Origin of the sequence: Deinococcus multiflagellatus, from assembly GCF_020166415.1 — a bacterium.
Classification (GTDB): domain Bacteria; phylum Deinococcota; class Deinococci; order Deinococcales; family Deinococcaceae; genus Deinococcus; species Deinococcus multiflagellatus.
Genome location: NZ_JAIQXV010000025.1, coordinates 1 through 12,507, shown reverse-complemented (window position 1 = coordinate 12,507; position 12,507 = coordinate 1). Strand labels below are relative to the sequence as shown.

The window sequence follows — 12,507 nt, the reverse complement described above, 5'->3', positions numbered from 1 at the left end:
CCGCGAGGGGTGAGGGGATGCTTTGGTCAACCGCTCCAGGCCCGGCTAAGTCTGCCCCATCACAGCGCTGGGTCCCAGAGTGCCGCTGACCGCTACGGCAACGGCGGCCCTTTGCCTACCCCGCCACGGCGGCCAGTTCGGGGGGCACCTCGCCCAGCGCGGCGTGAAACAGCGTCTGCACGCGGCGCAGGGTGTGGGCGTGGGCCTCGTGGTCGCCCAGGCGCGCAAAGGTGTCCAGCAGGGCGCGGGTGGCGTCCAGATCCAGGGGATCGTGGGCCAGCAGGCGGCGCAGGTGCGGCAGGCCGCCCTGGGGGTCGCGGTAGGTCAGGCGCAGCACCGCCGCGCGCCAGCGGGCGTGCAGGGTGTCACGCAGCTCGGCGGCGGCGGGCAGGTCCACATCGTTCAGGAAAGGGCCAGTGTAGGCGGCGGCGGCCTGGGCATCCTGGCCCGCCTGCAGCGCCGCCAGGAACTCGTCCAGGTCGGCCTGCACGCCTGAAAGCACGTAGCCCTGGGGGGTATGGGTCAGCGTGGCGGCGCCTGCCAGCGCCTCGCGCAGCCGGGTGCGGGTCTTGCGGAAGTTGGCCTCGGCGCTGGTCTCGTCGGCGTCGGGCCACAGGGCCAGGGCCAGGGCGTCGCGGCCCAGAGCTGGGGGCGCGCCGCCGTAGTGGGCACACACCAGCAGGGCCAGCAGTTCCTTGACCTTGCGCGCCCGCCAGGGGCGCGCGCCGCCGGGCTGGTCCACACCCACATTGCCCAGCAGCCGCAGCCGGGCGCGGGGGGCCTGGGCGGGGCCCGGCGCGGGGGCCGTGTCCAGCAGGGCCACCTGGGCCGGAAAGCAGGCGCGCACGAACTGCAGGTGGCCCTGGCCGTCCACCGCCTGCAGCGCGGCCAGCCCGGCGTGCCAGTCGGCGGCGGCGTCCCCGTGCTGTTCTGCGGGGCACTGCGCCCGCCACACCGCGCGGGTAAGGAGCAGTTCGCCCAGCACGCTGCGGTGCTGCGCAGCCTGGGCCAGCGTGAGGGCCTGGGCGAGGTCCGGGCCCGCCGCCTCCGGCTCACCGCGCCGCAGGTGCGCCTGGGCGCGGATCAGGGCGGCGCGGGCCTGGAGGCCGGCCCCGTCGTCCGGGCGCAGGCGGGCCACCTCGCGCAGGGCCCCCTCTGGCTCGCCCAGCAGCAGGTACACGCGGGCGCGCGAATTGGGGTGTTCAGGGTAAAAGTCGTGGTCCGGCTGGGCCAGTTCGGCGCGGGCCTCGTCCAGGCGACCCAGCAGGGCCAGGGCCTCGGCAAAGTCGCTGGGGTTGGCCGCCCCCACGCTGGGCCACGCGGCGTACGAGCGCCGCATGAGGGCCAGGGCCTGTTCGGGGTCGCCGCGCCACAGCCGGCAGATGCCCAGGTTCCACAACAGGGCGCCCTCTACCCGCGCGTTGCCGCTGGCCACGGCGCGGTGCAGCTGGCGCCACGTACTGGCCTCGGCGGCCGGGTAGTCACCCTGCATCAGCGCCAGATAGGCGAGGTTGCCCTCCACAACCATCAGGCTGGCCACATGGCCCTGGCGCACAAGCAGTTTGTGGGCGGCGCGCAGGTGGGTTTCGGCCTCGGCCCACAGCGACATGTGAATGGCGCTGCCCCCCAGCGAACTCAGGGTGCGCCACGCGCGCTCGGCCGCTGCCCCGGACAGCGCGGGAACGGCGGGCAGCAGCGCGGCTGCCTCGCGGCCCAGGTGCAGGCACAGGTGGTAGTCGCCCCGGCGCTGGTACAGGCGCGCCAGGATATCCAGCAGCCCCATGCGCCGCAGAGGGTCGTGGGCCACGCCCAGGGCCGCGCGCAGGCCGGCTTCGGCCTCGTCCAGGTCGCCCTGGTTGAGCAGGGTGCGGTACAGCACGTCTTCCAGTTGCAGGTGGGCGCGCCCGTTGTGGTCTTCGGGGGCCAGCCGTTCCAGGCCCAGCCGCGCCGCCGCCAGGGCCTGGGGCAGCTGGCCCAGTTCGGCCAGCGCCTGGGCGCGGAAAGCCAGCGGCGCCAGTGGCAGGGCGGCCGGGTCGTCCTCCGTGGCGGCCAGCACCGCCTGCCACTCGCCCAGGGCGTCCAGGGCGGCCACCAGCGCGGCCTGGGCGGCGGGGTGGTCTGGTGCCTCGTCCAGCAGGGCGCGGGCTTCGGCCACCACGTCGTGGGGGGCGGCGCGCGCCTGGGCCAGCGCCAGGGCCTGTTCGGTCAGGGCGCGGGCTTCGGGCAGCCCGGCGTGCCGGGCGTGGCGGGCGCGGGCCAGCGGGTCCAGGCCCGGCACCTGGGCGGCGCGGGCGTGCAGGCCCTCCAGCTCGGCCCAGTCCAGCTCGGCGCGCACCAGCGGCGGGTAGAGGGGATGGGCGCAGATATAGCCGGCCGCCTCCGGGTGCAGGCGCACCAGTCCCCGGTGCAGCAGCCAGTCGCGGGCCTGGGCAAAGGGCCCCTCGCCCAGCCCCGCCACCCGGCGCCAGACCGCCGGGGGCGTGGGGGCGTCCAGCACCGCCAGGGCGCTCAGGGCGGCCCAGGGGGGGCGCGCGGCCTGCACCGGGCGCAGCCGCTCGCGCAGCACCGCTTCCAGCGACGCAGGCAGCGACCCGGCGGGCGGCGGCGTGAACTGCCAGTGGTGCTCGGCGCGCTGCAGGGCGCCGCGTTCACGCAGCACCCGCAGCAGTTCGGCGCTGCGCAGGGGGTGGCCCTCGGCGTGGGCCAGCAGCCACGCGCCCAGTTCGGGCGGGGCGGGCCCGCCCAGCACCGCGCGCAGCAGGGCGTCGATCCCAGCGGCGTCCAGGGGCGCCAGCGCGAGGTGCTGCACGCTGCTGGCCTCGGCGGCGCGGGCCAGCTGGGCGCTGCGGCCCAGGTCCTCCACCGTGCGCGCGGCGTCCGGATGCTCGGGCAGCGGGCGGGTGGTGAGCAGCAGCAGGGCCGGGGCGCTGTCCAGCACCAGCCGGGTCCACAGGGTGTTCAGCAGGGCGCGGGCTTCGGGGGGCTGGTCGTGCAGGTCTTCAGCGATCAGCAGCAGGGGCCGCGCCCGCCCCAGAGCGCCCGACACCGCGCGCGCCAGGGTGGCGGCCGGGTCGCTGGGCCCGGCCGGGGGCGGCAACACGGCGGGCCAGGGGTGGTCCAGGTGCGGGCGGGCCGCCGCGATCAGGGCCGGGTCGCGCGAGCTCAGCAGTTCAGGCAGGGCGCGCAGCAGCGGCGCCACCAGCGCAGGCGGGGTCGCCAACGCGGCGGCGGCCTGCGGGTTGCGCGCGGCGTGATCCTGCAAGGCGCGCGCCAGATGGCTTTTGCCCAGGCCCGCCGCGCCCGACAGCACCACCAGGGCCGGCCCCCCGCCCGCACATACCCCCGCCCAGGCCGCCTGCAGCTGGGCCAGGGTGTGGGGATGAATGGGGTCAGACAAGGTGTGGTGGGCCTCCTGCCGCCCAGTGTGCCGCAGGTCAGCACAGGGCCACAAGCGGCCATCAGGGGCCCCGGTCCCCCAAGAACGGCACCGTGTACACCACCGCTCGGACAATTTGGGCCGTTCGTGTAGAGCGGCCCGACGAGCACGCTGTTGCTCTCCTCTCCCCTCGCGGGGGATTCATGGAGATGCGAAGCAGAGGAGGTGAGCGGGCCCAGCGGCTCCGACGACGTTTCCCTCATGGCCTGCTCGCCTCGCTTAAAAACGGTCCGAACGATGGTTGAACAAGGGCTCGGCCAGTGGTCAAGGCGGCTGCGGTGGCCGTGACGAAAAGATCGTGTGGGGCGCCTGACCTGCTTCTCTCCTCGGGCGCGCAGTTCTGCGGATTCCTGGCAAGAGCAGAAGAAAAAGCAGCGGGGTTGCCGGGGGCTCTCTGCAGCATGTAGACGGCGACAGTGGCGCATCTCAGGCGCTGGGCACCCCTCCAGACCACGCCCTCTGGCCCTGCCGCCACCGCCTTTCCGTATCATGCGCCCCATGCGCCTTGCCGAGCTGGCCGCTGCCCTGCACCTGAGTGCCCCCGACGCCAACCCCGAGGTCACCGGGGTGACCCACAACGCCGACTGGGTGCAGCCGGGGTTCGCGTTCGTGGCTATTCGCGGCGCGCGCTTTGACGGGCACAGTTTTCTGGCACAGGTGGCCCAGGCGGGCGCGGTGGCGGTGCTGGGCGAGGGGCTGCCCGAAGGCGTTGCCTCGCCCCTGCCCTACCTGACGGTGCCGGGCGCCCGCGCCGCCCTGGCCGACGCCGCCGCCGCCCTGGCCGGGCACCCCAGCCAGGGCCTGCGCGTGGTGGGGGTCACCGGCACCGACGGCAAGACCACCACCAGCTGGCTCACCCGCCACCTGCTGCGCGCCGCTGGCCTGCGCACCGGCCTGCTGAGCACCGCTGGCTACGAGCTGCCGGACGGCGAACTGCGCCATTTCCCCGCGCACTTCACCACCCCCGAGGCGCCGCAGGTGCAGGCCACCCTGGCCGAGATGATCGCAGCGGGCGCACAGGCCGCCGTGCTGGAAGCCAGCAGCCACGCCCTGGCCCTGGACCGGGTGCGCGGCGTGGCGTGGTCGGCGGCCATCTGGACCCACCTGAGCCCCGAACACCTGGACTTTCACGGCACCATGGACCGCTACTTTGCCGACAAGCGGCGCCTGATCGAGCGTTCGCCCTTCGCGGTGCTGAACGTGGACGACCCCTGGACCGCCCAGCTGCGCGGCGTGGCCCCCCAGGAAACCACCTATTCCGCCGAAGGCCAACACGCCGACTGGCGCGCCGGGGGCGTTGAAGAGCGCTCCACCGGCCTGCACTTTCATGTGGTCTCGCCGCTGGGCGAGTTCGACGCCCAGTTGCCCATGATCGGCCGCTTTAACGTGGCCAACGCCCTGGCGGCGATGGCGGCGGCGGCGCACCTGGGGGCGGGTGTGGCGCAGCTGCGCGCCGGGCTGGCCACCTTTGCCGGGGTGCCCGGCCGCATGCAGCTGGTGCCTGACCCACAGGGGCGGCGGGTGATCGTGGACTTTGCCCACACGCCCCCCAGCCTGGACAAGGCCCTGAGCACCCTGCGCGCCACCACGCCGGGGCGGCTGCTGGTGGTGATCGGGTCGGCGGGCGGCCCGCGCGACCCGGGTAAGCGCGCGCCGCTGGGCGAGGTCGCCACCCGGCTGGCCGACCACGCCTTTTTCACGGAAGAAGACTGCCGCGACACCCCGCTGGACGAGATTCTGGACGAGATGGAACGGGGCGCGCGGGACGCGGGGCGCACGAATTTCACCCGCGTTCCGGACCGCCGCGAGGCCATCCGGGCGGCGATTGCCGGGGCCCGGCCCGGCGACACCGTGCTGCTGGCGGGCAAGGGCCCCGAAGACACGCTGGAACGCGCCGCCGAGACCCTCCCCTGGAACGAAACCGCCGAGGCCGAAGCCGCGCTGCGGGTCTAGGCGCCACATCAAGACGAACGCTGACCGCCACTGTCTGCTGTAACCCATGCAGCCCATAACGACTCCCAGAGCCACCCAGGGGTTGACCCTCAATGCCTCTGGGGCAACCCAAGTGCGTGTTTGGCACAGACAGCGTCGTAGGCAGCATTGAGGGTTCCCCTTCTGGCCCCAGGGCTCAGCGGGCCATCATAGAGTGCGCTTATGGCGTCTGAGCGCTCGACTCACTGGGGCCCTCAAACTCGGCATCCCCTTGCTCACACCGAATGGTGGAATCGTATGCCCAGGCTGTTCTCCGCTCCCAGTCAGTGGACAACGATCCTGCAGTGGACGCTTGATGTGCCGCAGGCGAGCCAGTTGGGGGAGGTCTGGGTGGACGTGTGGCGCCATCCAGAGCTGAGAGGGGTCTGGTCTCAGGGGCTTTTGGAGCAGGGGGTCGATGACCGGCAGGAGCCTGACCGAACGACCTGGAATTGGAGTGCCAAGACGGAAATCTACCGAGGTGCCACGCTGGGCGTGGGCTCTGAAGCCGTGGAGTGCGCCAGTTGGGTTGAGCCTACAGAAGTGGGGTACCGGTTCTGCTTCGCCGTGCCCATGACCCCTCTGAGTGCGGGGATGCCTGAGGCGAAGAGGGCCACGCTTGAGGCCTGGATGGAAACCTTTGCTGTGCTGAGCGAAACCCATCCTGGAACCATCTGGCGAGGCGTGCAGTCAACCTTATGGCAGCACCGAACCGAATTCAGTCTTGATCCACGGGCCTGGACGGAGGGCACAGAGCAGACCCAGGCGCTGCGGTCATGCCTCACGTTCTCAGAGGCACTCTGTCCTGCAATGGATGGTCTGACAGTAGACCTTCCTTCCGGTCTACAGACTGCCCAGGCGGTGTTCGAGCGCTATGGCGCGTGTATTTATGATGGGCAGCGTCAGCACCTGAATCCGATTTTTGAGGACAGTTCGTATTTCGGGAGGAATTTCAATGCCTTCTGGGATTGTTTACGGTGTGTATACCCAAACGTGCTGACCCACCTGCGTGTTAATCATCATGGTGTGACACAGGTCACTCCAGACGAGCGCGTCATGTATCTGGGCGTCCTCCTTGACCTTGCGGCGGAACTTCGGATGAAAGGGTTGGGCACGCTGGAGGTGGTGTTTCACCCCTCAATGCGTGACGTGGTGGAACAAGATTTACTACAACTAGAAAAGCAGCGGGTCTGGCGGGCCTTTGAGTTCTGGGGACCTGATGACATCGCGTAACCCGAGGAAACCCTCGGAACAGGCAACCTTTTCCTGAATCAGCCCAGGAGCCCCTTCTCTCTCCCGGCATCTGCCGACAACGACCAGAAGGCGGCGTGGTATGACAGCCCCATGCGCCGCCTGACCCTCACCTTGCTGCTGGCCCTGCCCGGCGCGGCCCTGCTCCCTGCCGCCCTGGCCGCCCCCAGTTCGTACACCCTGCCGCTGAACCTCTCGGCCATCAAGAACCAGGAACTGCTGCGTTCGGACCCCGAGGTGGGCACCAGCGGTCTGAGCCCCGCCCAGCGCGCGGCCCTGAGCAAGAACGGCTTCGTGATCGCGCCCGCCACCTGGGCGCACTTCGACGGCGTGTACGAGGCCACGCGCTACCTGAACCAGCCGGTGTTCGTGACCACCGACTCCATGCTGCACGCCTACCACCTCGTGTTCAGCAAGCTGCTGCGCGACCTGGAACGCGAGGCCCTGTCGCCCGCCCTGCGCCGCATGACCGCGCTGCTGGTCGCGGATGCCCGGCGCCAGCACGCCGCCCTGAAGGGCACGGCCCTGGAAGGCGACGCCCGGCGCGCCCTGGCTTACCTGGCGGTGGCGCAGGAACTGATAGACCCGGCCACCACCCCCCCGGCCGAGGTGGCGGCCCTGGTGGCCCAGGAGGTGCGGCTGATTGACGCCCACCAGGGCCAAGCCACGTCGCCCATCTTTGCCGCCACCAATCTGGAAGAGGATTACTCGCAGTACGTGCCGCGCGGCCACTACACCCGCAGCGACGCCCTGAAGCGCTATTTCCGCACCATGATGTGGCTGGGCCGCCTGAACCTGCGCGTGAAAAGCCCCGGCGAAACCCGCGTGGCCGCGCTGCTCACCAACCTGATCAGCGGCAACCCCGAGGCCCAGAAGCTCTGGGCGCGCATCTACGATCCCACCGCCCTCCTGATTGGCCGCAGCGACGACCTGGATTACCGCCAGTACGCCGACGCCCTGAAGGCCGCCACGGGCGGGCAGGTGCGCCGGCTGGCGGACCCGGCGGTGCTGAGCACCTTCCAGGCGGCGCTGGCCAAGCTGCCCCCGCCGCAGGTGAACAGCCTGTTCACCGTGGTCCGGCCTGGCGAGGGCCGCGAGGCGCGCGAGCGCGACACCCTGGGCTTCCGCCTGATGGGCCAGCGCTTCACCCTGGACGGCGCGGCCTTTCAGCGGCTGGTGTACCGCGAGGTGGGCACCCAGGGCCAGGAACGCTGGCTGCCGCGCGGCCTGGACCTGCTGGCGGCCCTGGGCAGCGACGCCGCGCTGAACGAACTACGCCGCTCGGGCGAGGACCGCTACGCCAACTACCTGCCGCAGATGGCCAAGGTGCGCGCCAGCTTTGCCGCCCTAAAAGAAGCCGACTGGACCGCCAACGTGTACAGCGGCTGGCTGTACGCCCTGCAGCCGCTGGCCCGGCCCGCCGCGCGCGACGCCCGCTACCCGGCCTTTATGCGCACGGCGGCCTGGACCCGCAAGGAGATGCTCACCGCCCTGGGCTCGTGGACCGAACTGCGCCACGACACCATCCTGTACGCCAAACAGACGATGGCCGAGATGGGCGGCGGCGCCGAGCCCCAGCCCGCGCGCGGCTACGTGGAGCCCAATGCGGCGGTGTGGACCCGGCTGCTGACCCTGGAGGCGCTGACCCGCCGGGTGCTGGTCGGCCAGGGTGTGCTGTCGGCCCGCACCAAGCAGAACCTGGATGAACTGCGCTCCATGCTGACGTTCCTGAACATGGCGACCACCCGGCAGCTGGCCGGGCAGGCCCTGAGCGCCGACGACTACGAGCGGCTGCACCTGTACGGCGGCTGGCTGGAGCAGATGAAACTGGCCAGCGCTGACCCCCAGGACGGCGAGAACGCCAGCGAGTTCGACGACAACGACATGGCGGCCGTGGTGGCCGATGTCGCCACGGGCAACGGCCGGGCGCTGGAACAGGCCACCGGCTATATCCACGAGCTGTACGCGGTGGTGCCCGATGGCCGGGGCGGCCTGCAGGTGGCGCGCGGCGGCGTGTACAGCCAGTACGAATTCACGGTGCCGGCTGGCAGCCGCCTGACCAACGAGACGTGGCGCGCCCAGCTGCGCAGCGGCAAGGTGCCGCCCCTGCACCCGTGGCTGAGCGGCATTGTGGTGAAGTGAGACGGTTTCCGAACCATTCCATCAGACGTTCTGGAATGTCTCCAACCGGAGGGCCTCGCAGAGCGGCGCAGCACAGAAGAAATATGGATTTCCGGGAATTGAACCTGGAAGGCTCCGCAGGAGAGGAACAGCCCGTTCTGTTCTGGCTGTTCCGGCAATGGACGGCAGGCCGTTTGAGCGCGGGGCAGGCCAGAACGCCGTGAACGTGCGCATCCTCTGGCCGGGAGGGGTCGGCCTGCTGCTGTTCGCGCTGGGCGCCCTGCTGGTGTCGGGTGGGCGGGACAGGGCCCCGGCGGGTCCGGTGCTGGCAGTGGCGGGCGACGTGAGCCTCGCGCGTGGGGTGGCGGCAGCCAATGCCAGCGACTGGCCCGCCGCGCTGGCGGGGGTGGCCCCGGCCCTGCGCGCCGAGGCCACCGCCGCCAATCTGGAATCCCCTCTGACGACTACCCCGCGCCAGACCCCGGGCATTGACCTGCGCGCGCCGCCAGCGGGGGTGGCCGCGCTGGCCCCCTTCACCCACCTGGGCACCGAGAATAACCATGCCCGCGACGGTGGGCCGGCCGGGCAGACACAGTCGCAGGCCGCCCTGCGCGCCGCCGGGGTGGTGCCCGTGACCCGCACACCCACCCTGAGCCGCGTGGGCGGCGAACACGTGGCCTTTGTGGCCTACCTGGACGACGGGCGCACGCCGCCCCCCCTGGCGGCCATCCGGGCGGCGGCGGCGCAGGGGGCGTGGGTGGTGGTGCTGCCGCACTGGGGCGAGGAATACGGCCTGACCACGGCCCGGCAGCGCGCGCAGGCCCGCTCACTCGTGGCGGCGGGGGCCACCCTCGTGGCGGGCAGCGGGCCCCATGTCCTGCAGGGCCACGAGGTGCGGCGCGGCCCCCGGGGCCCCGCGCTGGTGCTCTACAGCCTGGGCAACCTGCTGTTTGATCAGGCGCTGCCCGCCACCCGCGTGGGCGCGGTGGTCCGCGTTCCGCTGCGGCAGGTGGGCGCCGCCTGCGCCGTGCCCACCCGCATTCGCGCGGGGCGCGTGGGGCCCGCCACGGGCGAGGACCGCCGCGCCGCCCTGCGCCGCCTGGGCCTGCCCCCATGCTGACCCGGCAGTGGGGGCTGATCTTGCTGCTGGCGCTGCCGATGGCCCTGGCCGGCGGCGCCGGATCACCCCCCTGGCGCGCGCTGAACCCGGGAGGCCAGTGGGGGCCAGCGTTCCAGATGCGCCCCGCGCCCCCCTGCCCGGCCCTGACCCTGCCCCCCGACTGGGACGTGCGCAGCCAGGCCTGGGCCGACGTGACGGGCGACCGGCAGCCCGAATGCGTGCTGGCCCTCTGGCGACCCTGGCGCGACTGGCCCATCGGGCGCTGGGCGGCGGCCCCCACGCCCATCACCGCCAACCGCGACGCCCAGGGCCGCAGCGCCCACATTGCGGTGCTGCGGCCCCGGCCCGGGGGGCGCTATCAGGAAGTCTGGGTGGGCAGCGCGCTGTTTCAGCCGGTCTCGGCGCTGACGGTGCGCCCGGACGGCACATTGGTCACCCTGGAAGTCACCTACGCAGCCCCGCAGGCCCCCGGGCAGGCCCTGAGCGAGTGGCGCTGGACCAGCTTCGGCTTTCGCCTGCTGCGCCGCGTGCCCGTGCAAGCGCGGCAACTGGCGTTAGACGCACGCGGCTGGCCCGCGGTGCGCTGAGGGCCACGGGGGGCTTAGAGCGTTTGACATAAAGATGCTGTTGGTTCTTGACCCTCTCCCCTCGTGGGAGAGGGCCTCGCGCAGCGAGGGGTGATACGGATTCCGGATAATCCGTTACAGTCCCTCCGCTTCGCTTCGGTGCTTCCACTCCTACCCGTCACCGTTTTTCCTTCTCCCTCCGGTCGGGTTGATCAGTTATGGAATAACTGATCAACCGGAATCCTCATGAGGGGACTCTTTCGTCAACCGCTCTAGGCGCTGCTCCACGGCTCCTGTCCTGTAGAGCGCCACGGCCCCCGCGCTTCGCCCAGACCAGGCCCGGTCCTCCTCTGCACAGCCTTCATGCCTTAATGGCCCGGTCCCAAGCTTCACGCCCGGCCAGCGTCGCCTCATCTGCCCAGGGGGACCTGGGGGATGAAATGAACCATGCCCCTGGGCCGGGCTGGCGAATTGCCCTAGCGTCCCCTCGGCCGTCTGGCCGATGCCGCGCTCCGGCGCCGCGCGCCACAGTGCAGGGCACAGGAGGCCCCCCATGACCGACCCAGCAGACGGCGCTGATCGCCCTTCCCTTGACCACTTTCCCGCCCCCTCTCCCCCCTGAAACGAGACCCCCATGAACGGCAAACACCTTGTAAAACTTGGCCTGGAGAAAAAAGCCATTGCCCTGGCGCAGACCGCCGCCGCCACCCGTGAAAAAGCGGGCCTGGAACGCGATGAGATTCTGTCGGAACTGCGCGCGGTGCAGGCCAACCCCGAAGCGTACCTGGCGGGCGGCGTCTACGCCGCGCTGGCCGCCGAACTGGCCGCGCAGCAGGCCAAGCGTGACGCGCAAAAAGGCGCCGAACTGCGCCCCACGCCTCTGCCCTACCCGGTGTGGGGCGAGGACCTGATTGAAGCGGGCGCCCGCACCCAGATGGACGTGGCGATGCGCCTGCCGGTCAGCCGCGCCGGCGCCCTGATGCCCGACGCCCATGTGGGCTACGGCCTGCCCATTGGCGGCGTACTGGCCACCGAAAACGCGGTGATTCCCTACGGCGTGGGTGTGGACATCGGCTGCTCCATGATGCTCAGCGTGCTGCCGCTGGCCCCCCAGGGCCTGCACGCCGAGGACGGCAAGGCGCTGCTGCTCAAGCACACCCGCTTTGGGGCGGGCGTGGCCTTTGAGAAGCGGGACCGCCCGGACCACGAGGTGCTGCACGAAGGCACGTGGCGCGATCAGGCGCTGCTGCGCCACCTGTTCGACAAGGCGGCCACCCAGATCGGCACCTCGGGCAGCGGCAACCATTTCGTGGAGTTCGGCACCTTCACCCTGCCGGAAGGTGACCTGGGCCTGGAGGCTGGCGAGTATCTGGCGGTGCTGTCGCACAGCGGCAGCCGGGGTTTTGGCGCGCAGGTGGCGGGGCACTTCACAGGGCTGGCCGAGCGCCTGCACCCTGGCCTGGCCCCCAAGGCCAAGAAGCTGGCGTGGCTGCCCCTGGACCACGAAGAGGGGCAGGCCTACTGGCAGGCCATGAACCTCGCCGGGCGCTACGCGCTGGCCAACCACGAACTGATTCACGCCCGGCTGGCCCGCGCCCTGAACGTGCAGCCGCTGGCGCAGGTGCGCAACAGCCACAACCTCGCCTGGAAACAGACGGTGGGCGAGCAGGAATTGATCGTGCACCGCAAGGGCGCCACTCCCGCCGAAGCCGGGCAGCTGGGCCTGATTCCCGGCAGCATGGCCGACCCCGGTTTCGTGGTGCGCGGCCGGGGCAATCCGCAGGCGCTGGGCAGCGCCAGCCACGGCGCCGGGCGCGTGCTGGGCCGCAAGGCCGCCGAGCGCACCCTGGCCAAAAAGGACGTGCAGGCTTACTTGCAAGAGCGCGGCGTGACGCTGCTGGGCGGCGGCATTGACGAGGCGCCCCAGGCCTACAAGCGCATTGAAGAGGTGATTGGCCGCCAGCGCGATCTGGTGGACGTGGTCGGCACCTTCCAGCCCCGGATTGTCCGCATGGACACCGGCAGCGAAGACGTGTAGAGCC

At 71.5% G+C, this 12,507-nt stretch carries 7 protein-coding genes; 6 read left to right on the top strand and 1 reads right to left on the bottom strand.

Annotated elements, in window-relative coordinates:
* Positions 1-115: 115 nt before the first annotated feature.
* Positions 116-3,397 (bottom strand): AAA family ATPase, encoded by a 3,282-nt coding sequence (locus K7W41_RS23630; protein WP_263490008.1) that lies wholly within the window; start codon positions 3,395-3,397, stop codon positions 116-118.
* Positions 3,398-3,934: 537 nt separating this feature from the next.
* On the opposite strand from K7W41_RS23630, the gene K7W41_RS20865 reads away from it, so the two are divergent.
* The 6 genes from K7W41_RS20865 (at position 3,935) to K7W41_RS20840 (ending at position 12,503) form a co-directional block, all read left to right on the top strand.
* Complete coding sequence (locus tag K7W41_RS20865) at positions 3,935-5,389, top strand: UDP-N-acetylmuramoyl-L-alanyl-D-glutamate--2,6-diaminopimelate ligase (RefSeq protein ID WP_224612263.1); 1,455 nt, start codon at positions 3,935-3,937, stop codon at positions 5,387-5,389.
* 276 nt (positions 5,390-5,665) lie between these two features.
* A complete protein-coding gene (locus tag K7W41_RS20860) occupies positions 5,666-6,640 on the top strand; it encodes a barstar family protein (RefSeq protein WP_224612262.1) in 975 nt (324 codons plus the stop codon).
* 111 nt (positions 6,641-6,751) lie between these two features.
* Positions 6,752-8,800 carry a DUF3160 domain-containing protein gene (locus tag K7W41_RS20855; protein ID WP_224612261.1) on the top strand — a complete coding sequence of 683 codons (2,049 nt, stop codon included), beginning with the start codon at positions 6,752-6,754 and terminating at the stop codon, positions 8,798-8,800.
* Between the two features lie 157 nt (positions 8,801-8,957).
* Entirely contained in the window at positions 8,958-9,899 is a 942-nt protein-coding gene (locus tag K7W41_RS20850; protein ID WP_224612259.1) for a CapA family protein, read from the top strand.
* On the top strand, positions 9,893-10,486 hold the full coding sequence (locus tag K7W41_RS20845; RefSeq protein WP_224612257.1) for a hypothetical protein: 594 nt from the start codon (positions 9,893-9,895) through the stop codon (positions 10,484-10,486). Before K7W41_RS20850 ends, K7W41_RS20845 begins: the two co-directional genes overlap by 7 nt.
* Positions 10,487-11,099: 613 nt before the next feature.
* On the top strand, positions 11,100-12,503 hold the full coding sequence (locus K7W41_RS20840) for an RtcB family protein (protein ID WP_224612255.1): 1,404 nt from the start codon (positions 11,100-11,102) through the stop codon (positions 12,501-12,503).
* Positions 12,504-12,507: the final 4 nt, after the last annotated feature.